This window comes from Anabaena sp. EIM26, from assembly GCF_057568715.1.
Map to the genome: position 1 here is coordinate 3,772,753 of NZ_CM172472.1, position 26,431 is coordinate 3,799,183.

Annotated in this window: 24 protein-coding genes and 3 pseudogenes; 12 read left to right on the forward strand and 15 right to left on the reverse strand. The window is 39.7% G+C overall.

Annotation, left to right across the window (positions count from 1 at the left end; genetic code table 11):
* The first annotated feature begins 50 nt into the window (after nucleotides 1-50).
* Nucleotides 51-4,898, forward strand: coding sequence for an nSTAND1 domain-containing NTPase (locus tag AC012T_RS16380; protein WP_487059843.1), 4,848 nt, complete (start codon nucleotides 51-53; stop codon nucleotides 4,896-4,898).
* An 84-nt stretch (nucleotides 4,899-4,982) separates the two neighbouring features.
* On the opposite strand, the gene AC012T_RS16385 is transcribed toward AC012T_RS16380, so the two are convergent.
* From AC012T_RS16385 to grxC, 3 genes are all read right to left on the reverse strand, one after another.
* Nucleotides 4,983-5,750: a lysophospholipid acyltransferase family protein gene (locus AC012T_RS16385; RefSeq protein ID WP_487059844.1), complete on the reverse strand. Its 768-nt coding sequence runs from the start codon at nucleotides 5,748-5,750 to the stop codon at nucleotides 4,983-4,985.
* 101 nt (nucleotides 5,751-5,851) lie between these two features.
* Nucleotides 5,852-6,355: a tRNA adenosine(34) deaminase TadA gene (gene tadA / locus AC012T_RS16390; protein ID WP_487059845.1), complete on the reverse strand. Its 504-nt coding sequence runs from the start codon at nucleotides 6,353-6,355 to the stop codon at nucleotides 5,852-5,854.
* Between the two features lie 46 nt (nucleotides 6,356-6,401).
* A complete protein-coding gene (gene grxC / locus AC012T_RS16395; RefSeq protein ID WP_487059846.1) occupies nucleotides 6,402-6,719 on the reverse strand; it encodes a glutaredoxin 3 in 318 nt (105 codons plus the stop codon).
* A 215-nt stretch (nucleotides 6,720-6,934) separates the two neighbouring features.
* Here grxC and glpX point away from each other — a divergent pair, with 215 nt between their 5' ends.
* Together glpX and AC012T_RS16405 are read left to right on the forward strand one after the other, a co-directional pair.
* Entirely contained in the window at nucleotides 6,935-7,972 is a 1,038-nt protein-coding gene (gene glpX, locus AC012T_RS16400; RefSeq protein WP_042465971.1) for a class II fructose-bisphosphatase, read from the forward strand.
* 129 nt (nucleotides 7,973-8,101) lie between these two features.
* Nucleotides 8,102-9,388 carry a glutamyl-tRNA reductase gene (locus tag AC012T_RS16405; RefSeq protein ID WP_487059847.1) on the forward strand — a complete coding sequence of 429 codons (1,287 nt, stop codon included), beginning with the start codon at nucleotides 8,102-8,104 and terminating at the stop codon, nucleotides 9,386-9,388.
* 250 nt (nucleotides 9,389-9,638) lie between these two features.
* Here AC012T_RS16405 and AC012T_RS16410 read toward each other — a convergent pair whose 3' ends face one another.
* The gene (locus tag AC012T_RS16410; RefSeq protein ID WP_487059848.1) at nucleotides 9,639-9,971 is read right to left on the reverse strand and encodes an ArsR/SmtB family transcription factor; all 333 of its coding nucleotides are present in this window, start codon (nucleotides 9,969-9,971) and stop codon (nucleotides 9,639-9,641) included.
* Nucleotides 9,972-10,061: 90 nt separating this feature from the next.
* Between AC012T_RS16410 and AC012T_RS16415 the strand changes: the two genes are divergently transcribed.
* The 3 genes from AC012T_RS16415 (at nucleotide 10,062) to AC012T_RS16425 (ending at nucleotide 12,600) form a co-directional block, all read left to right on the forward strand.
* A complete protein-coding gene (locus tag AC012T_RS16415; RefSeq protein WP_487059849.1) occupies nucleotides 10,062-10,751 on the forward strand; it encodes an MBL fold metallo-hydrolase in 690 nt (229 codons plus the stop codon).
* Between the two features lie 40 nt (nucleotides 10,752-10,791).
* Entirely contained in the window at nucleotides 10,792-11,331 is a 540-nt protein-coding gene (locus AC012T_RS16420; protein ID WP_487059850.1) for a rhodanese-like domain-containing protein, read from the forward strand.
* Between the two features lie 390 nt (nucleotides 11,332-11,721).
* The gene (locus AC012T_RS16425; RefSeq protein WP_487059851.1) at nucleotides 11,722-12,600 is read left to right on the forward strand and encodes a sulfite exporter TauE/SafE family protein; all 879 of its coding nucleotides are present in this window, start codon (nucleotides 11,722-11,724) and stop codon (nucleotides 12,598-12,600) included.
* 94 nt (nucleotides 12,601-12,694) lie between these two features.
* Here AC012T_RS16425 and AC012T_RS16430 read toward each other — a convergent pair whose 3' ends face one another.
* The 4 genes and pseudogenes from AC012T_RS16430 to AC012T_RS16445 form a co-directional block, all read right to left on the reverse strand.
* Nucleotides 12,695-12,919, reverse strand: a complete 225-nt coding sequence (locus tag AC012T_RS16430) for a type II toxin-antitoxin system HicB family antitoxin (protein ID WP_487059852.1) — start codon at nucleotides 12,917-12,919, stop codon at nucleotides 12,695-12,697.
* Nucleotides 12,916-13,146, reverse strand: a pseudogene (locus AC012T_RS16435) (type II toxin-antitoxin system HicA family toxin). The gene AC012T_RS16430 and the pseudogene AC012T_RS16435 overlap by 4 nt, the downstream one beginning before the upstream one ends.
* Before the next feature lie 13 nt (nucleotides 13,147-13,159).
* Nucleotides 13,160-13,933 carry an ABC transporter ATP-binding protein gene (locus AC012T_RS16440; protein ID WP_487059853.1) on the reverse strand — a complete coding sequence of 258 codons (774 nt, stop codon included), beginning with the start codon at nucleotides 13,931-13,933 and terminating at the stop codon, nucleotides 13,160-13,162.
* A gap of 47 nt (nucleotides 13,934-13,980) precedes the next feature.
* Complete coding sequence (locus AC012T_RS16445) at nucleotides 13,981-15,114, reverse strand: branched-chain amino acid ABC transporter permease (RefSeq protein WP_487059854.1); 1,134 nt, start codon at nucleotides 15,112-15,114, stop codon at nucleotides 13,981-13,983.
* Nucleotides 15,115-15,255: 141 nt separating this feature from the next.
* Here AC012T_RS16445 and AC012T_RS16450 point away from each other — a divergent pair, with 141 nt between their 5' ends.
* Nucleotides 15,256-15,453 carry a hypothetical protein gene (locus AC012T_RS16450; RefSeq protein WP_487059855.1) on the forward strand — a complete coding sequence of 66 codons (198 nt, stop codon included), beginning with the start codon at nucleotides 15,256-15,258 and terminating at the stop codon, nucleotides 15,451-15,453.
* 274 nt (nucleotides 15,454-15,727) lie between these two features.
* A complete protein-coding gene (locus AC012T_RS16455) occupies nucleotides 15,728-15,988 on the forward strand; it encodes a cytotoxic translational repressor of toxin-antitoxin stability system (protein ID WP_487059856.1) in 261 nt (86 codons plus the stop codon).
* A 437-nt stretch (nucleotides 15,989-16,425) separates the two neighbouring features.
* Here AC012T_RS16455 and AC012T_RS16460 read toward each other — a convergent pair.
* The 3 genes and pseudogenes from AC012T_RS16460 to AC012T_RS16470 all read right to left on the reverse strand — a co-directional run.
* Nucleotides 16,426-17,583: pseudogene (locus tag AC012T_RS16460) on the reverse strand (IS1634 family transposase); the annotation flags it as partial.
* A pseudogene (locus AC012T_RS16465) lies at nucleotides 17,582-18,495 on the reverse strand (IS982 family transposase). The pseudogenes AC012T_RS16465 and AC012T_RS16460, both read right to left, overlap by 2 nt.
* Nucleotides 18,496-18,727: 232 nt before the next feature.
* Nucleotides 18,728-19,126, reverse strand: a complete 399-nt coding sequence (locus AC012T_RS16470; RefSeq protein ID WP_487059857.1) for a DUF1830 domain-containing protein — start codon at nucleotides 19,124-19,126, stop codon at nucleotides 18,728-18,730.
* A 541-nt stretch (nucleotides 19,127-19,667) separates the two neighbouring features.
* Between AC012T_RS16470 and AC012T_RS16475 the strand changes: the two genes are divergently transcribed.
* The 3 genes from AC012T_RS16475 to AC012T_RS16485 all read left to right on the forward strand — a co-directional run bounded on the left by AC012T_RS16475 (nucleotide 19,668) and on the right by AC012T_RS16485 (nucleotide 23,353).
* Nucleotides 19,668-21,242, forward strand: coding sequence for a photosystem II high light acclimation radical SAM protein (locus AC012T_RS16475; RefSeq protein WP_487059858.1), 1,575 nt, complete (start codon nucleotides 19,668-19,670; stop codon nucleotides 21,240-21,242).
* Nucleotides 21,243-21,320: 78 nt separating this feature from the next.
* A complete protein-coding gene (locus tag AC012T_RS16480) occupies nucleotides 21,321-22,718 on the forward strand; it encodes a DICT sensory domain-containing protein (protein WP_487059859.1) in 1,398 nt (465 codons plus the stop codon).
* Nucleotides 22,715-23,353 (forward strand): pentapeptide repeat-containing protein, encoded by a 639-nt coding sequence (locus AC012T_RS16485; RefSeq protein WP_487059860.1) that lies wholly within the window; start codon nucleotides 22,715-22,717, stop codon nucleotides 23,351-23,353. The genes AC012T_RS16480 and AC012T_RS16485 overlap by 4 nt, the downstream gene beginning before the upstream one ends.
* A 381-nt stretch (nucleotides 23,354-23,734) precedes the next feature.
* On the opposite strand, the gene AC012T_RS16490 is transcribed toward AC012T_RS16485, so the two are convergent.
* The 3 genes from AC012T_RS16490 to clpS all read right to left on the reverse strand — a co-directional run bounded on the left by AC012T_RS16490 (nucleotide 23,735) and on the right by clpS (nucleotide 25,205).
* Nucleotides 23,735-24,028: a hypothetical protein gene (locus AC012T_RS16490; protein ID WP_487059861.1), complete on the reverse strand. Its 294-nt coding sequence runs from the start codon at nucleotides 24,026-24,028 to the stop codon at nucleotides 23,735-23,737.
* Complete coding sequence (locus AC012T_RS16495) at nucleotides 24,021-24,854, reverse strand: CPBP family intramembrane glutamic endopeptidase (protein ID WP_487066634.1); 834 nt, start codon at nucleotides 24,852-24,854, stop codon at nucleotides 24,021-24,023. The genes AC012T_RS16490 and AC012T_RS16495 overlap by 8 nt, the downstream gene beginning before the upstream one ends.
* Nucleotides 24,855-24,923: 69 nt before the next feature.
* Nucleotides 24,924-25,205, reverse strand: a complete 282-nt coding sequence (clpS, locus tag AC012T_RS16500; RefSeq protein WP_015214561.1) for an ATP-dependent Clp protease adapter ClpS — start codon at nucleotides 25,203-25,205, stop codon at nucleotides 24,924-24,926.
* A gap of 204 nt (nucleotides 25,206-25,409) precedes the next feature.
* On the opposite strand from clpS, the gene AC012T_RS16505 reads away from it, so the two are divergent.
* Nucleotides 25,410-25,766, forward strand: coding sequence for a hypothetical protein (locus AC012T_RS16505; RefSeq protein ID WP_487059862.1), 357 nt, complete (start codon nucleotides 25,410-25,412; stop codon nucleotides 25,764-25,766).
* Nucleotides 25,767-25,781: 15 nt separating this feature from the next.
* On the opposite strand, the gene AC012T_RS16510 is transcribed toward AC012T_RS16505, so the two are convergent.
* A complete protein-coding gene (locus AC012T_RS16510) occupies nucleotides 25,782-25,979 on the reverse strand; it encodes a hypothetical protein (protein ID WP_015214563.1) in 198 nt (65 codons plus the stop codon).
* Nucleotides 25,980-26,431 lie beyond the last annotated feature (452 nt).

Here is a 26,431-nt window from a genome sequence, read left to right on the forward strand (position 1 = left end):
CCTTCTACTTCTTGCCTCTTCCCACTAACAACTGACAACTGACAAATAAAATGAACACTTTTGAGATTACCATCCAACGCAAATCTGGGGATGACTGGCCGATTGTAGTAGAACACAGCCGACCAGGGGAACTGTTACCATTACGCTCGGAAGGTAGTCTCAAACTAACCTCTGAAAATTTGCAGCAGCTAACGAGTCTGTTAGGACAAACCCACGACTACGGTACATTGTTAGGAAAAGCTCTATTTAAAGATGAAATACGTGATGCTTTTGTGGGCGCAGTACGGGAGTCTCAGGAAGCACTGAGAATGTTACTTTTTATTGAAGCATCAGATAAAGAATTAAGAAACTTGCGCTGGGAAAAGCTGTGCGCTCCTATAGATGGTGACTGGCAATTATTAGCAATAAACCAGAGAGTACTATTTTCATTCTACATCCCCGCCATTACTGACCGCCGCTTTCCCCCCATTGGCAGGCGAGACTTGAGGGCGTTGGTATTAGTAGCCAGTCCCAGTGATTCTAAAAAGTATAAATTAGCCGATTTCGATGTAGCAGCCAACGTAAATAGCGTCAAGACAGCTTTAGGGGAAATACCTTGTGACGTACTTGCAACCGTTGATGGAGCCATTGGTCTACCAACCTTAGATGAACTGTGTTCTCAACTAACTGATCGTACAAAACAATACATTTTGCTCCATTTTGTCAGTCACGGTAGAGTTATGGATGATGGTGAAACCTTACTATACTGGTCAAAAGCTGATAATACAGTGGAGGTGGTAACAGCAACACGGTTGATTGAACGATTAAAACCGTTACGAGGAGCTAAAGGTCTACCACATTTTACCTTTTTGTGTACTTGCGAAAGTGCCAGCCCCGATGCCGAAGGAGCGTTAGGAGGATTAGGACAGCGATTAGTGCGGGATTTAGGGATGCCTGCGGTAGTAGCAATGACAGAGAAAGTCACTGTCAAAACTGCCCAAGCTTTCATAGAAAAGTTTTATTTTCAACTCAGAGCATCTGGAGAGGTAGATTCAGCACTACATGAAGCTACAGCCGCCTTAGCAGAACGGGGTGATGTGACTGTACCGGCATTGTTTAGCCGTTTAGGAGGAAGACCTCTATTTAGTGACCAACTGGACAGAAAACTGACAAATGCGGAAATAGCAGATGGTTTAGTATGGTTGCAAAAGTTATTACCAGAAAGAGCGCCAACACGACAAAAAATATTAGAGACAGCAGCCCAGAAACTAGGAAACAGCTTAGGCGCAGATATTACAGCTTTGAGCAAACAAGCTCTGGAAGAACGAGAACAGGCATTAGCAGAAGTCAATAACCTTTGTGAGCAACTCATTGACCTGAGTTTCAATGCTTTGGCATTAGGTCAGCAACCACCTGCTTATGATGCTCGTTGTCCGTTCTTGGGTTTGTATCCGTTTCGGGAAAAAAACCGCGAATTTTTCTTTGGGCGTGAGCAACTAATTGCTCAATTACAAGAAAAGCTGACTGAGCATAACTTTTTAGCCGTTTTAGGAGCATCTGGCAGTGGTAAATCATCGGTAGTATTGGCAGGTTTGATCCCGTTACTTCAGGAAAAACAGCCCGATTTAGTCATGGCATACATGACACCAAGTCATCAGCCCACTGAGAAACTGCAAATCACTCTCTCTGGGGTAAAAGATCAATCTTCAATATTGGTGATAGACCAGTTTGAAGAACTATTTACCCTCTGCACTGATGAAAGTGTGAGAGTTGCGTTCATTCAGCAGTTGTTAAAGCTGACTCAGCTACAAAAAGTTGTCATTACCATGCGGGCTGACTTTTGGGGCGAATGTGCGCCTTACCGTCAACTCAAAGAACTGATGGAAACTAGGCAGAAGTTAATTGGCCCTATGGACACATCAGAACTGCGGAAGGCAATGGAAATGCAAGCGGCTCAGGTAGGGTTACGATTCGAGGCTGGCTTGAGTAATACCATTCTCGATGATGTCCAAGGTGAACCTGGGGCCATGCCACTGCTACAACACGCACTGCTGGAGATGTGGAAGCGACGACATGGTAGATGGTTGCGGGCTGAGGAATATGCAGCCATTGGTGGTGTAAATATGGCGATCGCACAAACTGCCGATGATGTTTATCACACTTTGTCGCTTCCCGAACAAGACCAAGTTAAGAATATATTTATCCGTTTAACTCGGTTAGATGAAAATGCTCTCCAGGGAGAGAACCGTCGGGATACACGCAGACGAGTTTGGTTAGATGAACTAGTTCCTGCTGGTGGGGACTTGACACTGATTAAAGAATTGGTGAATCGGTTAGCAGGTGAAGGGGCGCGATTGGTAGTTACCAGTGTAGACGGGTCTAGCAATCGAGAAGAGGTAGAGGTAGCCCATGAAGCATTAATTCGCCACTGGCCAAGGTTACTGAATTGGTTAGATGAAAATCGTACCAGTTTACAGCTACGAGAAACTATCCGTCAGGCAGCTTTGGAATGGGAACAGGAGCAAAAGGATGAGAATTATTTGGTGCATCGGGGGGGAAGATTGGAAGATGCCCAGATATTATCAAAGCACGCAGGTTTTTTGAATCAACTTGAGGCTGACTATGTAAACGCTTGTGTAGAATTACGCCAGCGTCAGGAAAAAGAAAAAGAAGCGCGTCGCCGTCGGGAAATTAGAACTGCTTGGGGAGTAGCTGGTGGCGCAGTGGTGGCTTTGATTGTTAGTGCTGGCTTGGGGTTGTGGGCTTTGAGAGAAAAACAAACAGCGGAAATCTCTCAAGCTGAGGTCAATAGTCAATATTCCTTATCACTCCTTGAGGATAATCAAGATTTGGATGCTCTTGTCGAAGTAATTAAGGCAGGAAATATCTTAAAAGCCAAAAATCAAACCCAGCCGATAGTAATGAAAGCGTTGCAGAAAGTAGTTTATGGGGTGAGAGAACGCAATGTTTTTAAACATGAAGGTGCTGTCAAGAGCGTAATTTTCAGTCCTGATGGTAAAACCTTGGTGAGTGCTGGTGATGACAAAACCTTTAAGCGCTGGGATTTAAAGGGCAATGTACTGCAAACTTTCAGTGGCCATGACGACGGGGTAAGAAGTGTGGTTTTCAGTCCCAATGGTAAAACCTTGGCTAGTATTGGTAATGACAAAACTGTCAAACTCTGGGATTTAAATGGTAATTTACTACAAACCTTAAATGTTAATGACGATAAAGTAGCAACTGTTATATTTAGTCCTGATAGTGAAATCCTGGCTAGTATTGGTAATGACAAAATTGTCAAACTCTGGAATTTAAACAACGGTACGGTACTGCCAACTTTGAGTTGGCGTGATGATCAGGTAACAAGTGTGGTTTTCAGTTCCGAAGGTGACACTTTGGCTACTGTTAGTAATAACAAAATCGTCAAACTCTGGGATTTAACTGGTAACTTACTGCAAACCTTCAGTGGTGACGAGAAGGTAACAAATGTTGTCTTTAGTCCCGATGGTAAAACCTTGGCTACTGCTAGTGAGAGCAAAACCGTCAAACTCTGGGATTTAAGCGGCAAAAAACTACAAACTTTTAAAGGACATGAAGATAAGGTAACAACTATCGTCTTCAGTCCCAATGGTAAAACCTTGGCTACGGCTAGTGATGACACAACCATCAAACTTTGGGATGTCAAAAGCGCCAAAAAACTGCAAAGTTTTAACAGACATCAGGCGCTGATCAAAAACGTGATTTTCAGCCCTGATAGTAAAATTCTGGCTTCTGTTAGTGATGATAAGACTGTTAAACTTTGGGATTTAGAGGGCAATGAACTGCAAACTTTGAAAGATCAGGAGTTTGGGTTCAATAGCGTCGTCTTTAGCCGCGATGGGCAGCATATAGCTACGGCTAGTGATGATAAGACTGTTAAACTTTGGGATTTAAACGGCAAGGTACTGCAAAATTTGAAAGGGCATCAGGAAGGAGTAAGAAGTGTGGTCTTCAGTCCTGATGCTAAAACTCTAGCTACGGCTAGTAATGACAAAACCGTCAAACTCTGGGATTTAAAGGGTAAGGTACTGCAAACTTTTAATGGGCATAAAAATAGGGTAAGAAGTGTTGTCTTCAGTCCCGATGGACAGCGTCTGGTCTCTGCTAGTGATGATAAGACTGTTAAATTCTGGGATTTAAAAGGTAAGGTACTGCAAACTTTTAATGGGCATAAACATAGGGTGACAAGTGTGGTCTTCAGTCCCGATGGTAAAACTATCGCTACTGCTAGTGATGATAAGACTGTTAAACTCTGGGATTTAAAGGGTAAGGTATTGCAAACTTTTAATGGGCATGGCGATAAGGTAACAAGTGTTGTCTTCAGTCATGACGGTAAAACCATCGCTACTGCTAGTGATGATAAGACTGTTAAACTCTGGGATTTAAAGGGTAAGGTACTGCAAACTTTTAATGGGCATGGCGATAAGGTAACAAGTGTTATCTTCAGTCCCGATGGACAGCGCCTGGCTACTGCTAGTGATGATAAGACTGTTAAACTCTGGGATTTAAAGGGTAAGGTACTGCAAATTTTCAAAGGGCATCAGAAACAGGTTATAGACGTTGTTTTCAACCCTGATGGCCAGCGCCTTGCTACTGCTAGTTATGACAAAACTGTTAAACTTTGGAATTTAAAGGGCGAGGAAATACAAACCTTCAGTGGGCATCTGGAAGGTCTTGCAAGTGTCATCTTCAGTCCCGATGGTAAAACGCTGGCTACTGCTAGTTATGACAAAACTGTGATTTTGTGGAAATTAGACGAGTTAACTCTTAATTCACTGCTTACAAGTGCTTGCGGTTGGACGCAGGATTATTTCAACAATAGCTTGGAGGTAGACGACTCTGATAAGCATCTGTGCGATCGCATTGTTAATCCCCGTTAATTAACTACTTTAATGAACGACAAAATCAATTATTTTCAACTTCTTGCCCGCCTTTAAGTCTCTCCAAAAAGCGGAGAAGTTTAATTAGGAATTGGTCATTTCTGCAAAAGCATGAGAAGTTATTTCTGATTCTTGATGGCTGAATTGTTGTAGTTTATTTGCTAAATCTGCTGTGAGACGTTTAGCATTTCGTTTTGAACAACCATTGAGATAATCTGCAACTTTTATGGCTTCACCAATGTGAATGTTCACGTCTGTACCCCAATTGGGATAAGGTTGACTGTAATTAATGCCAACGGGTAGAATTTTTACTTCTAAGCCTGGGTGGTTAGATTCAGCAGTCAAAGCTAAACGTGCAATTCCCGGCTTTAATGTGTGAACTTTGCCATCACGGTAAATTCCACCTTCGGGATAAATAACTAACATTTCTCTGTGTGCCATTAACTCTACTGCATGACGTAGAGTAGCGATCGCTGGACGTTGGGTATCAACAGGAAAACCTCCCATGCGGCGGACAAACCAGCCTTGTATTCCTTGACACTCGCTACTTGTCACCATGAACCGTAAATCTCGACCAGTGACACAACGACCAGCCGCATAGGGTAATAATATTGAATCCCAACGAGAACGGTGGGTAGGGGCAAAAATTACTGGAGAATTTGCGGGGATATTTTCTTGTCCAGTGATCTTAATGTTACCAAAAAATAAGGGTAAAACAAAGTTACGTCCCAAAAAATACGCCAGAGGAGTTAACCAAGGCGAAATCCTGGAGGTACTAGAAGCCACCTGAGGATTTACGGGTTGATTTGTTAACTGAGATTGAGATTTAGTAGAAGCAGAGTAAAGTTCCATGATGACGGTGGCTGCTAGTTAGCGGGTAAAATGTGATGCAATTTTGATTATGTCCACCGTAGATTTTCTTGAGTAACTTGTGGATTGTGATCTGGCCAGTTTTACCTCTGTCCGTTAATTTTGGGTCGTCGCTGAGTAGCAAACCAAGTCTGCAATTGCTGACGACAAGCTGATTCTAGAATGCCTCCAACTACTTGTAGACGGTGATTAGAAGCTGGGCTATCGGGTATGTTGATAACAGTACGAATTGCGCCAGTTTTGGTATCGTCTACTCCATAGACAAGTGTTGCCAAACGTGCATGAGCGATCGCACCGGCACACATGGGACACGGTTCTAGAGTTACATAAAGAGTGCATTGAAGCAAGCGCCAACTTTGCAAGTTTTTTGCAGCTGCGCGAATAGCAATAATTTCCGCGTGTGCTGTGGGGTCTTGGTCGCGTTCTTTCCTATTTTCTCCTTCGGCTATTAATTTGCCTTCCGGGTCAATAATTACCGCCCCTACAGGAACTTCACCAGCATCACCTGCCACCTCTGCTAATGCTAGGGCGTGATTCATCCATTTTTGATGTTTTAGATATTCTGGTGGGGATTGGTCATTGGTCATTGGGCATCGGGCATTGGGCATTTACTATCTTCCTATTCCCTATTCCCTATTCCCTATTCCCTGAACTAAGCAATGGGTCAAGTTGGCCTTTTGTATCCATTGCATACAGGTCATCACAACCGCCTATGTGTTGGTTATTGATAAAGATTTGGGGGACGCTGCGGCGACTGTTGGCGCGTTCTGCCATGTTTGCTCTTGCTGTTTCGTCACCGTCAATTTTGTATTCTGTGAATTTAACGCCTTTCCACCATAACAGCAGCTTGGCGCGAATGCAGTAAGGGCAGGTTTGCCAAGTGTAGATTTCCACATTGGCTTGAACACGTTCTGGATGGCGACCAAGGAGAGGATTGAGGAATTCGAGCATATTCTGAATCTTAGAAATATTTGTTAATTACCTCTAGCCTAGAACATTCTCACATAAATACAAAATTACTGATATTGTCTTTCATCTTGGACACATTCGAGATTAATAGCAGTAAAACTTAACTTTTTTCTATATGTATCCGCACTTTGGTAGACTTGAAAACTGAAATAGCCGATAAAACGACGCTAAAACAAGCAATTGAAAGGGTAGACTTTGTGGAAAATACACTTGGGCTAGAGATTATTGAAGTAGTAGAGCAAGCAGCGATCGCTTCCTCGAAGTGGATGGGTAAGGGCGAAAAGAACACTGCTGATGAAGTAGCTGTGGAAGCCATGCGCGAACGGATGAACAAAATCCATATGCGCGGACGCATTGTTATCGGTGAAGGCGAACGTGACGAAGCTCCCATGCTCTACATTGGGGAAGAAGTTGGTATCTGTACTCAACCAGATGCTAAAAACTTCTGTAACCCTGATGAATTAGTTGAAATTGACATCGCTGTTGACCCTTGCGAAGGTACTAACCTAGTTGCTTACGGTCAAAATGGCTCAATGGCAGTTTTGGCAATTTCTGAAAAAGGCGGTTTGTTTGCAGCGCCTGACTTCTATATGCGTAAACTCGCAGCACCAGCAGCGGCTAAAGGTCATGTTGATATCAACAAATCTGCTACAGAAAACTTGAAAATCCTTTCTGAGTGCTTAAACCGCGCTGTTGAGGAATTAGTAGTAGTAGTGATGGATCGTCCCCGTCACAAAGAACTTATTCAAGAAATTCGCACTGCTGGTGCCAGAGTTAGACTTATCAGTGATGGTGACGTTTCTGCTGCTATCTCTTGTGCTTTCGCTGGTACTAATATTCATGCTTTGATGGGTATTGGTGCAGCACCAGAAGGTGTAATTTCCGCCGCTGCTTTACGTTGCTTGGGTGGACACTTCCAAGGACAACTGATTTATGATCCAGAAGTAGTGCAAACAGGTTTAATTGGCGAAAGCAGAGAAGGTAATCTGGCTCGTTTGAAAGAAATGGGTATTACTGATGGAGACCGGGTTTATGATGCCCACGAATTAGCCTCTGGTAATACAGTGCTATTTGCAGCTTGCGGTATCACCCCCGGAACTCTGATGGATGGTGTTCGTTTCTTCCACGGTGGTGCTAGAACCCAAAGCTTGGTTATTTCTAGCCAATCTAAAACCGCTCGATTTGTGGATACAGTTCACTTGTTTGAAGAACCCAAGGTTATCCAACTGCGGTAGGAACTTTCACTGGTGATTGGTGATTGGTGATTGGTGATTGGGAATAATGTTTTACCCATCACCTATTGCCGATTACCCATCACCCACTACCGATGACCAATTACCCATTACCAATTACCAATTTAAGAAATGAATATTGCAGTGGTAGGGTTAAGCCATAAAACAGCCCCAGTAGAAGTTAGAGAAAAGCTAAGTATTCCCGAACCTCAAACCGAAAGTGCGATCGCTCATCTTCTCAGCTATCCTCATATTGATGAAGTCGCCATCCTTAGCACCTGTAACCGCCTAGAAATTTACATTGTTAGCAGCGAAATCACCCAAGGTCTTCAGGAAGTTACTCAGTTTCTTTCCGAGCATAGCAAGTTACCTGTTGTGTCTCTGCGACAACACCTGTTTATGTTGCTGCATAACGACGCTGTAATGCATATAATGCGGGTTTCCGCTGGTTTAGATAGTCTCGTTCTTGGTGAAGGTCAAATTCTGGCTCAGGTGAAAAATACTCACAAACTGGGACAGCAATTTAATGGTATAAAAACAATTTTAAATCGCCTATTTAAACAAGCGTTAACATCTGGTAAACGGGTTCGCACTGAAACCAGTATTGGTACTGGTGCAGTCTCTATTAGTTCGGCGGCTGTAGAGTTAGCCCAGATGAAATTAGAAAATTTATCTTCCTACAGTGTAGCAATTTTGGGTGCTGGTAAAATGTCCCGGTTGCTCGTTCAACACCTAATTTCTAAAGGTGCAACTCAAATTAGTATTGTGAATCGTTCCCGTGAACGGGCTGAAGAATTAGCGAAGTTGTTTCCAGAACAACCAATCCAAATCCATCTGCTTCCAGAAATGATGACAGTAATTGCCGCAAGTGATATTGTATTTACAAGTACTTCGGCAACAGAACCAATTCTCGACCGCGCTAAGTTAGAAATGGTTTTAGACCCAAACCACTCGCTGATGTTATTTGATATCTCTGTACCCCGTAACGTTGATGCAGATGTGAATGACTTGGCAAATGTGCAAGCTTTTAATGTGGATGATTTAAAGGCAGTTGTAGCGCAAAATTACGAAAGCCGTCGGAAAATGGCACAGGAAGCCGAAAAACTTTTAGATGAGGAAGTAGAGGCTTTTGATGTGTGGTGGCGTAGTTTGGAAACTGTATCTACAATTAGTTCTCTGCGGAATAAAGTTGAAACTATCCGCGAACAAGAACTAGAAAAAGCTTTATCTCGCTTAGGTTCAGAATTTGGAGAAAAACACCAAGAAGTGATTGAGGCTTTAACAAGAGGTATAGTGAATAAAATATTACATGACCCAATGGTGCAGTTACGAGCGCAACAAGATGTTGAAGCTAGGCGGAACTGTATGCAAACTCTGCAAATGTTATTTAACCTAGACGCAGGGAAGCAGTTTAGCTGAAATCAGGAGTTCGGAGTCAGGAGTCAGGAGTCAGGAGGCAGGAGTCAGGAGGCAGGAGTCAGGAGTTCGGAGTTCGGAGTTCGGAGTTCGGAGACGCTACGCGAACGGAGTTCGGAGTTCGGAGTCAGAAGAAAAAGAGAATAAAAAAACTACCTGTTCCCTTCTTATCTTACTGTCACCTGTAACCTGTAACCTGTAACCTGTAACCTGTAACCTGTCACCTGTCACCTGTAACCTGTCACCTATTCCCTTACATTTTGAACTGTTCTAGCTGCTTGGTTTGTTCTTCGAGTCTCACGGCCAAGCGATCGCATACTAAATCACATAATTGGAATAAAATTGGATCAGCTATTTCATAAATGACGCTGACTCCCTCTGGCGTTCTTTTGACAATCCCAGCTTGAGTTAAAATTTTCAGATGCTTTGACACGTTTGCCTGTCCTAATCCAGTCTGCGTAATAATCTCAGTTACACTCTTCTCTCCAGTTTTCAAACAACATAACACCTGTAACCGACTGACTTCAGACAGGACTTTGAAATAATCTGCAACTTGACTCAGGGCTTTTGGAAATATCTCTGACATAAAAAACTAAAAATATTTGATGATCATCTATTTACTATACTACTATATGGTAATATAATAAGGAGGTAAAACAAGAAGACGATTAAAAAAATGTTATTCCGCCAACTTTTTGACAACGAATCTAGCACATATACTTACCTAATCGCTGACGAGACAACAGCAGCAGCGATTCTAGTAGATCCAGTTTTAGAACAGGTAGAACGGGATTTACAACTAATTGAGGAATTAGGTTTGACGTTGCGATACTGCTTAGAAACTCATATTCATGCAGATCATATTACTGGTACTGGTAAATTACGTCAATTAACTGGATGTTTGGGAATTGTTCCAGCAAACGCACCTGTTAACTGTGCTGATAGACAGATTCAGGATCAAGAAATTATACAACTAGATGGAATCACCATTCAAGCGATCGCAACACCAGGACATACAGACAGTCATGCAGCTTATTTAGTGAATGGAGAAAGATTATTAACAGGAGATTCCTTATTAATTCGCGGTTGCGGAAGAACAGATTTTCAAAGCGGAAATGCAGGAACTTTATTTGATGTCATCACCCAAAAATTATTTACACTTCCCGATGAAACCTTAGTTTATCCAGGACATGATTACAGAGGTTTTACAGTTTCCACAATTGGAGAAGAAAAGAAATATAATCTCCGATTTAAAGAACATAACCGGGATAGTTATATTAACTTCATGTCCAATTTAAACCTACCAAATCCACAAAAAATAATGGCAGCAGTACCAGCAAATCAACGTTGCGGTAGTGCAGTTTGAATTAACAATTAAATTCAGCAATTACATCAAACTTAAAATAATGACAACATCCATCAATTCTCAATTGCAATTAGTTGATGCTGCTAATGTTCAAAAATTGATTGAACAACAAAAAATCCAACTAATAGATGTACGCGAACCTTCAGAATATGCAGCAGAACATATTCCCAACGCTCAACTTTTACCACTTTCTAAATTTCAGCCAAAACAAGTATCTTTAACTCAAGGCAAAGAAATTGTCATTTACTGTTTATCAGGAAATCGCTCAAATCAAGCAGCAAAAAAACTCCTCAATGCTGGATTTACAGAATTTAAGCAATTAGAAGGAGGAATTACAGCTTGGAAACAGTCAGGATATCCAACTCAAATCAATAAAAATGCTCCTATTAGTTTAATGCGTCAAATGCAAATTGTCGCTGGAACCTTAGTATTTACAGGAACGGTATTAGGTGTATTTGTTTCTCCTTGGTTTTTAATTTTGAGTGGTTTTGTAGGAACAGGTTTAGTATTTGCAGGAGTCACTAATACCTGTGCAATGGGAATGCTATTAGCAAAATTGCCTTACAACCAGCAGGGATAGAACCTAAAGAGACGTTTTATCAAGCGAGGATTTACGCATTGAAAAAATCTATCAAATATGGGTTATGGATTTTATCTCTTGTAGGGTGCGTCAGACCCGATAATTTAGTATAAAACAGACTTTCTCTATCTGACGCACCGCACTAATATGCGATTCCCAAAGCCTGAAACCAGGTAATTTATATGTGAAATTTGTACCAGTACGTAAGTCCTAAAAGCGTCTCTACATTAAAACAGGACTTACGCAACTGGCACATTGGTAAGGTGCGTCAAATATCAACAATCTGTTTATTTACAAGATTTATGCAGTCTGACGCACCCTACAACAGATTTTTAGTGTGACACTTGCGTAAGTCCTATAAAAAAAGAGTTCAATTACAAATTACGAATTATGTTGACATGGATATTAGGACATCTTTTAGCATCTGGTATTGGTATTAGTTTAGGATTAATAGGTGGTGGTGGTTCTGTTTTAGCATTACCAATTTTAGTTTATGTCATGGGAGTACCAACTAAATCTGCCATTGCCATGACTTTAGTAATTGTCGGAACAGTGAGTTTAATTGGTATTATTCCCCACTGGAGAAAAGGAAACATCAATTATCAAAAAGCATACATTTTTGGTTCTGCTACCATGTTGGGTGCTTTTATGGGTGCAAAAATTGCTGCTTTACCATTTATTAACGACAGTTTACAAATGTTGCTATTTGCAATTATGATGTTGTTGGCAGCAGGTTTAATGATTCAGAAAGGTTCCAAAAAAGCTGTTAAAAAATCTCCAGAAGAACCTGATTTAGAATTTTATCCCCCACCAATTTGTAAATACTGCTGGTTATGGTTATTAACTGAAGGTTTAGGAGTAGGAATTTTAACGGGATTAGTAGGAGTTGGAGGAGGTTTTGCGATTGTTCCGGCTTTAGTGATTTTAGGTAAAACGCCGATGAAACAAGCGATTGGAACTTCTTTATTAATTCTAGTTGCTAATTCTATAGCTGGATTTTTAGGATATTTGGGACAAGTTAAATTAGATTGGCAATTAATAGGAACATTTATTGTTGCTGCCAGTTTAGGCAGCTTTTTAGGTGCTTATTTATCTCAGTTTATTGATGGTAAAAAGTTGCAGAAATATTTTGGTTATTTTTTAATAGCTATAGCGACTTTTGTGTTGTTTCAAAATCAAAGTGCATTCCAGAGAAAGAAATCGGCTGTCAATTGGCAACAGGGAATTTATAAAGTAGGAATAATAGACAGTAAAAATATTAAATTCTAGCAAATTGTATTTCCGTCTTGATATGAAAGATATTTTGAAATGTTGGGTTTACTAACTTCAACCCAACCTATACAAATACAACAAATATAACAAATTAAGCTGCTTTTAATGACTTTCCTAAAGTTTCTGGTTCTGGTAAAGGTTGTCCATCTTCTAAATAAGATGAAATCAGCATTTCTAACACTTCTTGAGCATTTTTTAAAGCCTCTTCATAAGTGTCTCCATGAGTACATGGCTGCATCACATCTGTAAAATCTGGTAATGAAACTACATAACATTCATCTTCATTTGACCATTGAATAATTATTGTATATTTCATTCCTCTAATTCCTCCTTTTCCTCTGCTTCTATTTTATTTAATTCTGCTATTGCTTCATTAACTTGCTTCTCTAAATATTGTTTAGCATCACTACTATCTTTACCTGCAATTATAATAGCTTTAGATAATTTTGGATGTATCTATTTGCTATGACTTCCCTTTGCAGGTTTATATGTAAACCCTGATTGGAGTAATAAACTTTTCAGTTCTCTAATTTTCTTGGGCATATCTAATATAACTTTATTGTCCCAAATATGCTTCTAAAACCTTGGTATCTTTTTGGATTTCTGCGGGAGTTCCAACGGCTAAATTTTGCCCTTCTGCTAATACCCAAACGCGATCGCACAATGACATAATTACATCCATATTATGCTCAATAATTAAAAACGTGAGACCGTCTTGGCGGTTCCAGGTGAGAATGCGATCGCATATATCATCAATTAATCGCGGATTCACCCCCGCAGCAGGCTCATCTAGTAAGATTAACTTAGGATTAGTCATCAATGCCCGTCCCATTTCCAGGAGTTTGCGCTGTCCCCCAGACAAACCACCAGCGTAATCATCAGCTTTTTGTGACAACCCCACAGACTCTAACAAAAACATCGCTTGTTCTTTTAGCTGCTTTTCTTCCTTAGCGACAATATGCGGTTGAAATTGGGTTTGCCAAAAATTCTCACCGGTTTGTTTTTGCGCTGCTAACAGCATATTTTCTAACACCGACAACCGCGAAAGAGTCCGCGCTACTTGAAACGTGCGGATTAGTCCTTGCTGGGCGATTTGGTATGGTTGCAAATTGTGAATGGGTTCACCATCAAAAATCACTCTTCCCTTATCGGGATGGATGAAATTGGAGAGTAAATTAAATAAAGTAGTTTTACCAGCACCATTGGGGCCTATTAAGCCGGTAATGCTGCCTTTTGTAACTTCAATATTGGCATCTTTGACAGCTTGGATACCACCAAAACTTTTACAAAGTCCACTAGCAGCTAATAAGGGGAGTTGGTTATTTACCATAATGAATTTATTTTCAATTTTTGCGTTTTTCCTCAACCAATGACCAATTACTTCCCAAGAGTAAGTTCTTCCTTTTTCCCTAAGATACCTTGAGGCCGCCAAATCATCAGTACCATAAGAATTAGACCAATGAACATAACCCGAAAAGCACCAATACGTTCTACATCTAAAGGGACGATTTTTGGTAAAAATTCCCGTGTTAGGGCATCGTAAGCAAAATAAATCACTGCGCCTAAGATTGTGCCGATATTATTCCCAGAACCGCCTAAAATCACCATAATCCAAGCATCAAAGGTGAGTTGGGGTTGAAAATTATCAGGATAAATGGCGCTAAGTTGCCAAGCGAAGAAAGCACCAGCAATACCTGCGATCGCACCGCCTAGCATTAACGATTGTAATTTATACCAAAAAACATTTTTACCTAAGGCTTTGGGAATTTCTTCATCTTCGCGGATAGCTTTGAGAATTCTACCCCAAGGCGATCGCACTAAAAATTCTAACCGCCAAAATACAAACGCCAATACCGACAACGCTAACAACATCAAACCCGCTTTGGGGTTGTAGTCATATAGTCCAATTACACCAGAAATGTAAATTGCTAAGGTCAATAGTCCTAAGATCGTACCCACTCCCAACCGCGAAGCAAATTCTTGTTTACTGCTATTATTTTTAGCCACATTATCAGTCCGCGATATTCTGGCAGATTTTACCCAATGCCATAAAGAAAAGAAAGTCACAATTGCCAACAAAGTCAGCACACCAATCATCAGTAATCGCAAAAATAAATTTGGCGTTGCATCCAATGGTATAGTATAAGTTTGCACACCAAAAGCCCCAGATACCCAGGCATCACCCACCGGTAACTCCTGGTTATTTACCACCAAACGAATCAACTCCCCCGTGCCAATAGTGACAATAGACAGATAATCAGCCCGTAACCGCAAAGTTGCAAAACCAATTACCAAACCCAACAAAGCGGCAACAATCGCCCCCGCTATAGCTGAAAATAGTAGAGGGACACCCTTTAAACTTAACAAAACGGTGGTGTATGCTCCCAAAGTCATAAAAGCGATATGACCAAAGTTAATCAACCCCGTAAAGCCCCACTGTAAATTCAATCCCAGTGCAAACAGTGCAAAGGTAGCCGTAGAAATAGCCAGAAAAATCAGATATTCAATCATAATTAGTTGTTGGTCGTTATTTCACCCCACCTCCCCATTCCCCGATGCAGGTGGAATAGATTGTAGTGTACCTTGGGTATTGTCAAGATTAACTTGAAATATTGCTATTCGTCGTTAGGGTGTATTTGAGTAATTAAGATTATGAACTTACTACGGATTAGAATGCATCATCTGATTGAGCAATTAGCAGATGAAGATCTGCAAAATTCTTGGGAGTTTCTCCAAGCCTTGCATTTTGATTGTTATATGCTTAAATCCATAGAACAAGTTAAGCCATCGCAGCATCCGTGGGACATACTAACCCATGATCAGGCCATACGACTATTGATGTTCCTCTAAGGGGAGCATCCCAAATGTGTAAGTTTACTGTCATGCTGAATGAAGCGAAGCGCAATGAAGCATCTCGCGAGATTCTAAAGCCTACGGCACGCTGCGCGAACGCTTCACTCCGTTCCGTATGGCTAACGCCACACTATGCCTACGGCACACTACGTGAACGTGAACAGAATGACAATTTGCAATGTTTTTGCTTTCATTGGGATGCTCCTCCTCTAAGTCAAATTTGAACTGTTCCTCTCGGTTAAAAGTTAGCAAACAAAAATTTGGTGAGCAAGTGAATTTGGAAGTGCGCTATGCTAGGTCTTTTTTAGTAGACCTCAAAAGTTTAGAACCTGTAGCCTATGTACGGGTGTATGATTTTGTCTTTGTTGAGTGTGCTGCCCAAAAATGGCAATTGCATGGACTCCCAGAATTGAGAAAGCTTGATGATGATGGAGTTTTTTATCGCTTCACCATAGATAATTATCTTATAGGCATAGAAATTAGGGGTGAAATAGTCAAATTTTTGCGTGTCATTCCTATGCCAGATGTGTAGGGAAGAGTTCGGGGTTCGGAGTTCGGAGTAAAACCTTTTTATAGCGAAATTTTTATCATTTTATAAATTAAAAATTAACAGGCTATCCAAAGTTATACGAATTACGAATTATTTTAACCCACATTCCGCACCCTTAACTGTCACAATCGGTTATTACGGAATTTACTTTATGAGAAAGGAGTAAAAAATTACCTTTGGCTCAAAAAAATAGATTTTGGATAGAAAAATTGCTCAAATGTATTCTCAATAAGGAGCAATAAATATAAGAGTGGTTTAGTAGAGAATTTTAATAATATAATTATATCCTGATAATCTCAATACATGATTTTAACTTATGCTTATCTAAAAATAAAGTTAAAAACGCCATGAAAATTTCAGAACATTAATTTAATTAATGAGCCAAATAGTCCAATTAAAATATTGATAATATTGATGAATCAACTTATGTATCTGTAGTAATTACGGCAAGCTTCCGGGAGGAATAGAAGAATGTACTTCATTTCTGATGTCAAATTATAAAATTCTCTTTTTTCTTGAAAAGTAACAAGATGAACTGATTGAAAACATTGAAATATCCACCGCATGGTTGGATTGTTTATGGCTTTTCCCAATTGATTTTTTACAGTATAGTTTAAGGATTTTAAAGCGGCTCTAATTTCCCTTTGTGCTAGAGTATAAAATAGTAAACATAACCCCATTATCATTGAAGACAGCTTCTATTCTTTCTGGACTTTTTCAGAAAAACACTATCTGCTAAAAATAAAGGGTTTTTGAGAAAACTAAATCCTCTCTCACATGACTGCTGTGCTTTATATTCAGACAACATTTTCTCATTTTCCAGTTCCTTTTCACACAGAACATTTCGTAGCAATGATAAACCTTCCTGCACTTAATATTTCTTGGTTAATAACATCTTTATTTTCATTAACAGTTGCTGAAATTTGATAGTATTTTGATTGATTTTCTTCTTTAATGTTAGGAATTTTTTCCGTAATTTCGATATTTTCTACCTGATGATATTTAAATTCTTTACTTATTTTGGTTAATTCCTTTCTAGCATCAACAGCGCAAGCAAATTTTTCTTGTGCTAGTTTTTTTAACTTAGCTTGAGTATTTATCAAAGCTTTTTCCATTTTCTTTGATAATTTCTTTAAGTCAGATTTTTTTCTATCTTGACTTTGTACAACTAACCATCTTTGTTCTATGTCTCCATAAGTTATTTTCCTTTCAGCATAAGAATATCCTGATTTTTTACTTTTAACAAATTCCGATTCTTCTAAACTCATTACTAAGCTTTTTGCCAATTTTATCGTCAATGGTACTCGCGTTAACCATTTGATACTCGACATTAACTTGATATTTGATTCTGTATATAATGCGCTATCTGCTACTATTAAACTATCAACTTGTATTCTTTTTTGATATTCGACTGCAATTTCTCCAAACTTTTTAGAATCAACTTCATTTCCTGACACTGCTTTTATATATATTGGTATATCTCCATCTTCTGAACATATTAATTGTGTAATAAATTGTTTTAAATCTGGTCTATGGTCACGGGAATAACCGTAGGTTAACGTGAGTTCGACGGAGCTAAAAAATGGCAGGAGGGAGAGCAAGTAAGTCTTTCGGGTAAACATCAATAGAAGGTTTTTTTGGCAAATAGGTATAAGCAGTTAAGCCTGCTATCAAATTAACCAAAAAGTTAAATGGACTACGATGTCGGGAATGTTCTATTTGACAGATATTTTTGAGATGGTCATTTACTGATTCGATTACGGCTCGTTTGCGTAATAAAATTTTATCAATCAATTTGACTAAGCGATTTTTCATGTTCTTTTTGGATTTTGTAATTAACTCTAATCCTCGCTCATATAATTCCTCAAATAATTTCTGACCAAATATATCCTCTGTCTCCAAAGATTTTACCAATTAAATCTTGAGTCATGTCTGGAACTGGCTTGCGGTCATCTACATTAGCAGGAGTTAACTGAAATGCCAGCAGTTCTCCTCGGTCATTAATAATCAAATGAAGTTTAAATCCGTAATGCCAACCCACGGAATTTTTACCCCATTTTACCAATCCTTTAAATACTTTATGTGCATGGGCGCGACAATTATGGCAAACTATTGATTGGTGTGGAATCAATAAAACTAATTCCTGTAATTTCTCCGGTTCGCGTATGCAAAAAACAGCACAATAACATTAGACACCAAGGCATCAATTCCACAAATCTTGTGTAGCTGACCAATTGGGGAAATGCCCCACGCCACCCAGGAAGTACCTGCAAGGTATAAAATTCCTTAAAAGTTCTATAACCACTGCCATGAAAGGCAATAACTATGGTCATTACTTCTGATAGGCACATCCGCGACTGGCTGAGACGTTCCCCTTTTGTTGATGGTAGCTGTGGTACTTGCTCCCATAAGTTTTCCCATTGGTTACAAAAGTCATCTACATCACAAAATATTTGCGTAATATCAAGGTGAGATATGATGGTAGACATCGCCGAGACTCCCTATTTTCTTTGATATTTTTAGTCTCGGTGTTTTTTTAGGCTTTTTTCACCTCTTCTCCATAAATCTTAGTTATTTTTCCTCTTCCATTCCTCAAATCCTCTCTGACTAAGCATTCTACCTTTCTATCACCGTCGAACTCACGTTAATTTGTGTCAACCCAGCAATTAAATAAAAAAGGCTGCTGAACTCAGCAACCCTAAAAATTGAGAAAAATTTTTTTTAATCAACCGATGCTAATCCTAAGATTTGTAAGGGTTTTGTACTATCTCCAATTTTTGTATTTATGGAAGAACCCATCGAAGTAGTATTTATCGGTTTTTTTTCTTCTAAAGAATCTGTATCATCACATCCATCGCTAGTAGGTTCACCGATGGCTAGGCGATCGCACGGTATCGTATCCGATAAAATTGAACTTGCCATCATTCCCGTATGAATCTCCATCTGAGCTTCTTTCGGGGCTTCAAAAACTAGCCGTTGTCCAGGAAACACAACCCTTTCAAAGTACCAGTTAGGAATATTGGAGATGCGAGCCACCTGCATTTTACTCGTGGCATTGACGTAGCAGCAGAGAAACTTCCCCGATTGCTCCGGTGGTAGAGGATCTAATATTTGAGCCATAACTGCTGAGGAGCTTTTACGCCACAATTCTACATTACATAGGCAAAACTAACATCGCCCGATCCCCAGTTGCTGTAACTCCGACTACCAACTGGGATTTTCTGCATTATTTCTATCTAAAGTTATGTCTTTATTTATAAAAATTTCCTGACCATATCCCATTTTTTTCAAATTTATCATTTTAGGACTTGCCAGGCTGCTCACTACTCTCTAACCCTTACTCCCTGTTCCCTTCCATCTCATCTATCTCAAAGAATTACAGACGAAAAAAAATCGCTTAATGAATAGACTCAATGTTATGGTAAAGCTATATGAAATTTTTCCTCATATAGTCTATCTGTATGTATAATTCTCCATGATTTTATGCACAGTAGATTTAGATTTTTGCAATTTTACTAACATAAAACTTTTCGATACCAATAATTTGCTTAAATGTCAAGCAAAATCTTGGTAATTTCAGTAAACTAAAAAAATCACAGTTTAAAACAGATTTTTCTATAGGTTTCACCTAAAAAATCGGCAAGATGGAAGTTAAAACATTATGACGGAAAACCGCATTCTTTACGTTCGCCTTCCCTGTAATCCCATCTTTCCCATTGGGGTTGTTTATCTTTCTGATCACGTCCACAAGCTGTTTCCCAACATTGAACAGCGGATTTTTGATTTAGGCACAGTACCACCTTTAGATTATGCTACTGCCCTAGATACCTGTATTGATGAATTTAAACCCACACTCCTGGTCTTTTCTTGGCGCGATATTCAAATATATGCTCCAGTAGGTGGACGCGGTGGAAACCCACTGCAAAACGCCTTTGAATTTTACTATGCCAAAAACCCACTCACTAAATTACGTGGAGCATTAGGCGGTTTACGCATCTTTATTGCCTATTATGTAGAATTGTGGCGTAACTTAGGCTTAGTTAAACGTGGATTAGCTCGCGCCCAAAAATATCACTCTCAAGCACGTGTAGTTTTAGGTGGTGGTGCAGTCAGCGTATTTTATCAACAGTTGGGTAAAAGCTTACCGCAAGGGACAATCATCTCTGTCGGTGAAGGAGAAACCTTACTAACAAAATTCTTAGGTGGACAAGAATTTCGAGATGAACGTTGTTATGTAGTGGGAGAAAATCAACCACGAGAACGTCTGATCCACGAACAACCCACACCCTTAGAAAAAACAGCTTGTAACTATGACTACATAGAAAATATCTGGCCGGAATTTAATTATTACCTGCAAGATCAAGATTTCTATGTTGGTGTTCAAACCAAGCGTGGTTGTCCTCATAACTGCTGTTATTGCGTTTATACTGTTGTTGAAGGCAAACAGGTACGCATTAACCCAGCCGATGAAGTTGTGGCTGAGATGCGCCAATTATATAATCGCGGCATTCGCAACTTCTGGTTTACTGATGCTCAATTTATCCCTGCACGCAAATATATCGACGATGCTATAGAACTATTACAAAAGATTGTCGATTCTGGCATGACAGATATAAACTGGGCAGCATACATTAGAGCAGACAACTTAACTCCAGAGTTGTGTGACTTGATGGCAAAAACAGGGATGAACTACTTTGAAATCGGCATTACTAGCGGTTCTCAAGAATTAGTGCGAAAAATGCGGATGGGGTATAATCTGCGGACTGTCTTGCAAAACTGTCGTGATTTAAAAGCCGCTGGTTTTAATGACTTGGTTTCCGTCAATTACTCTTTTAATGTTATTGACGAACGTCATGAAACCATTCGCCAAACGATCGCTTATCACCGGGAATTAGAACGGATTTTCGGTGCTGATAAAGTAGAGCCTGCCATTTTCTTTATTGGACTACAACCTCATACCCATTTAGAAGAATATGCCTTTAAAGAAGGTATCCTCAAACCAGGGTATGATCCAATGAGTTTGATGCCCTGGACAGCTAAAAAACTTCTGTGGAACCCTGAACCACTAGGTTCATTTTTCGGAGAAGTCTGTTTACAAGCTTGGCGACGCAACCCTAACGACTTCGGACGCGAAGTTATGAACATTTTAGAAGAAAAATTAGGCTGTGCTGAGTTAGAAACAGCACTTTCTGCGCCAATTGAAACTAAAGAGAAACATCTGGCAGGCGTATCATAGAACACTGGGGAGTACGGGAAATGATGGAATTTTCACTTGTCCCCCTCCCATCATCTGCGATTATCTTCACCAAAATTCATGCTAGAAGGTTCAATTCTCCAAAAATTAGAAGTAGCGCATCGTCATAGTAACAGGCCGGTTCATTTTGGTGTGTACTACAAAAATACTCTCGTCTCGCTGTGTCATGCGCTGGAAGACCATATTTTAACTGATGATGGTGCGCCTTTAGTAATAACAGCGTTTCAACAAGGTAAATGGTATTTGCAGGAAGCAAATAGATACGCAGATATTGCCAAGCGCAGCCGTGGAATTGCGATCATGGCATCTGCTGATGCAGGTTTTGCAGAACACCCTACTAGTCAGTTACCGAATGTTGATTTAGTAGCTATAGCCGCAGGTGATCCTGTAGAACAGGAATGGCACTTGATTATTTTATCGCCTGAATACACAGCAATGGTAATTTGTCAAGAATTATCTGAGGCTGATTATGGAATCGGTGGTTTACCAGGATCAGATTTAGAACGTAAATTTTATGGTTTGTGGACATTTGAACCAGAGTTAGTCAGTGAGACAGCAGAAATAGCGATCGCGCACATTCAAAAATACAACCCAGAATTAGCAACCAAACTCAGCACCCATAAACAAGCAATTCAAGCTTCTATCACCGCACCAAAAGACCTAAGTGCAGTTGTTTCCCGCGTCGTCGATTACCTACAAGCAGGACAAGAACAATTAGCCCTCCCCGCAGCCCTGCAACAAAAAGCCCTAGATCGCAACTTGGTTTCTAACGAAATCCAGGCATTTTTGCGGATGGCGCAATTAATGGATTTAGCAAATATCAGCAACCCCAAAGCCGCAGCAGAAGTCGTGGCACTTTCGGAAACAATCGGTCAGTTGTTAGATTTACCAGCATGGCAAATTAAGAGATTGCGCCTAGCAGGGTTATTACACCGCATAGATCCACTACAAAATGCAGAAAGCATACTTGTTCGCAGCACATCCACCAGCTACCAAGAAAATGCCCCCAGTTGTCCCCTCACCTGTCCCCTAATCCCAGGAGTACAAGTATTACGGACAATGCCACGATTACGAGCAGTTGCCCAAATTATCACTCACCAAACCGAGTGGTGGAACGGAACAGGAGAACCAGCCGGTTTAGTTGGAGATGAAATTCCCCTAGAATCCAGAATCTTAGCATTAGCATCAGATTTTCAGTTACGAGTCAATCGGCAAAAATACTCAGATAAAAGTGGAGAAGATATATTTGCTCAAGCTTTAGATGAGTGCAGACTGCAACAATCTACCCGCTTCGACCCTAAACTTGTAGATACCCTAACTTTATTAGTTATGGGTTTACAACAGGGACTCGACTTACCCCTAATGATAGCTAAAGTCAGTAGTGGTATGTGGTTACTTGATTCACGATGGGACAGCCATAGCAAAAGTAGTGAGGAGATCAGTAATTACAGCAAATGAATATAGAAGCCATTAGATTAGGAAAAATCAAACAACTCCCAGGAGCAGATTTAGAAGACGAGGAACTATCTCAAATAGATTTAAGCCGCGTCAACTTAGCCGGTGCAACCCTAGTTGGTACTAGCTTTACTGGTTCTAAACTCGAAGGCGCACATTTTGAAGGTGCGAATTTGATGGGCGCTAACCTCCAAGAAACTGACTTGCGGGCTAACCTCATGGGAGCAAATTTAATGCAAGCAGACTTAAGCAATGCTGATATGCGAGGTAGTAATTTGCGGGGTGCTAACTTGATGGGCGCAACACTCAGCGATGTTACTTTGGCTGGTGCTTTCTTAAGTGGTGCTAATTTAATGAGTGTGAACTTGCAAGGTGTTGACTTACGAAGTGCTGAATTACGCGGTGCAAACCTCACAGGAGCAAATCTTAAAGGTGCAGATTTAAGTCGGGCTGATTTACAAGGAGCATTATTAAGTGAAGCTAACCTCGAAGAAGCAGACTTGCGGGGTGCAAACCTGGCAGGAGCGAATTTAACAGGGGCTAACTTACTTTGTGCAGAGTTAGAAGCTGCAAATTTGAACGGAGTTAATTTAGATCGGGCGTGTTTGGTTGGTACAATTCTGGAAGCGGTTTCTTGATCCTTCTTTTGCTTATGAATGATATATCACGTTGGCAAGAATGGCTGACTGTATTCTCATATATAGGGATTACTGTATTTATTATTTGGCGTGTTTTTACGACACCCAATAAATAACTTGAGTTCGGAGTTCGGTGTTAGGAGTTCGGAGTTCGGAGATGCTACGCGAACGGAGTTATGATTTTTAAGGGCGAGAGAATAAGGGTTTGAAACTCCTACTGGGAGTAAGTTTTCCACAAATTATCTTATGTCGAACTCAGGTTAAATAGAAAAATCTGGTGACACCATTTCACTACAAAAATGATCTTTGTAACTTATCTTCGCCATCCTTTTTAAGGGGGGTTCGCGGGTATATATTATGTTTGTTCAATTTTTCCTATGATTACTTCTTAAAAAAACTACAAATCATCTCACCAGGACTATTCTCTTTAAATTGAGTAAGAGTCCTATCTTTATTAACCTTAAACCTAGCACGACAATTATAAATCTCAACAGGTGTTTTGACACCATCTACACTTACAGCAGCCCGATATTCCCAATATTTTTTAGCACTACGTTTAATACTAAGAATACAAATTTCATGTCCATCATAATGATGACAGACATTAGCCAAAGCTGGAGATGTGCAAGAAAAAGAAAATATTAATAACAGTAAAATTACAGAATATCTAATCATAATTAAATTTAACACTTCTCCCTCGCATCCACCAAGCCATTCCACCCATAAATAACACCCCCATTACTCCCTGTAAAGGATTATTATTCACACCTGTCACCCAGTCAGGAACTACCTCCGAATGTTTTGTTAATTCTCCCACATTAATAATGTAATAACCCCAAACTAAACCACTATGTAAACCAATAGGTAAACCCAAACGGCCTCGACACCAACTTTTTGCCCATACCTGCGTTAACCCTAACAATACCAAAGCTGGAAATTGTGGCAAAGTATGAATAATAGCTTCTAAGGGTTTAATAAAATGGGCAACAGCAAATAGAATAGCATCTATCCAAGTTGCTAAAGTTAAACTATAGTCTCTTTTTAGCTCATCTAATAACCAACCACGAAATAATAATTCCTCTGCAAAACCAACACCGAACCCAACTAGTAAACCTTCTAAAACTATTTTCAATAAAAAAACTTTGGGTTGTTGCCATACCAACCAACCGAATAAACCCTGTATACCAAATACAATTAAAATATTAATTAATCCAATAGCCAAGCCTTGAACAAAATTTACACCATTTAGGCGTGAAAACTCTAAACCATAATGAGTTAATATCTGAGGCTGTTGATAGACTTCCTTACCCCATAGCTTGACCAAAAAAATAAACTCTACATAAAGTAGTATCATTGTCAAGATACTTTCTAAATTAGTATCTGCCACGAGTAAATATATTGGTGCTGCAAAAGGTAGCCATAATAACAACAAAGCCAGTATAAAACAGCCCAGTCTGACAAGGACGGGGTACTGGGCTAGTTGTTCTAAATTAATTTTCATCATGGAGGATTAGTCAATTATCATCAGTCAACACTATACTGCTAATGAGCAATGACTAATGGCCAATTACTATTCATCAGGTTCAATGGTGCTGCTCAATCCATGACTTTTTAATGTTTCGCAATAGAACTCTGCGGGTTCTTGAGCGCAAGTAATAACTAAGGCTAACCCATTACTATGAGCTTCCATCATGATGCTCACAGCTTGAGGCTGGGTAATGCTCGGCACAGTTGTCATTAGTACTTGAACCACATACTCCATAGAGTTGTAGTCGTCGTTATGGAGCAAAACGCGATACTGAGGCGCGAGCTTGCGGGATGTGGAACGCTTCTCAATGGTTTCGACTGACACTACTCTTTGCTCTTTTATACTTGATTTACTGCAATACGGTTTCTGTTGAGCATCTGCTTAACAGTTGTTTACTTAATCTTATAACATTTCTTTTTCCATTCCAGGCAAAAAATTTTTGCTGCCTGGTTGTTGCTGGCGCTGAAGACTAGACAACTTCAAGCCTTATCATAATACTACACTAGTATTACTTTTAAAATTAAGAAAATGGATATTAGCCCTAACTTTCAACCGGGACAGATTGTTTCTTTAAATTATAGTGACAGAAATCTTTATGCTGAAGTCGTTCAAGTTGTAATTTCTCGTGATTTGTGCTGGGTGCGTCCTTTGCTTTTGGCTAACCTGAGCCACGAAACACCACTAATCACCGATTTGCGAGATGCATCTGACTTATTGTGGCCTATCAAGTTATTTCAGGCGGCACTGGATACAGAAGTCATTGGTCTATTGAGCCAACTTTTACCCAAGGAAGCAAAAGCCGACGTTAATACAGTTGCTCAACAGCAGCTCAATCAATTTATTCACCAACTTTGGCAAGCCTCCCATAATGATCAAGAATTATGAATTTATCAAGATTGATTATCCCCAATGGGGAACTAACTGAACTCGTCCAGCATCCATCTCTGCCATTAATAATTCTAGGGCTTCATAATCAACGTCGGATATGTAACCCAGTTGCGTAAGTTCTGAGTTAATCTCATTTTCTATTTCTGGCGTTAATTTTTTTATGTGCAACGCTCTCTCTACTAATTGACGAATTGCGTATTGTGTGCTCATAAAGAATAAACCAACTGTAATTGTTATCTATTATCTAAGATAAAGCTCGGTATAAAAAGTGATCCAAACATCTGGGCTTAAGTGATTTAGATCACGAGAAAGTTTTAGATACACAGTTTTTTTTACCCTGCTTTTTGCCATGAGTGAAGATCAAGATTGAGGAGAACAGTTGAGTGTATTTGTGCTTGAATCCTGTAGTTGATAGCTATAGCAAGGTCTATCATCATCGCTACAGATGGTTAATCTGTTTTTTGGCTGTCTATGTTGATTGTTTTTTAACTTAAACAAAAAAAATGTATATATAAATACAAATTATAGTGTAGATATAACAATCTTTAAACAAAAAGAGTCAACCAATAAAGATTCAGCAAAGAGACTTCAGGCATATAGTCAATTGAGCTAAAACAGTTTATTTTCAAATAAATCCTGTTCTGAAAAACATAGGTGATAGT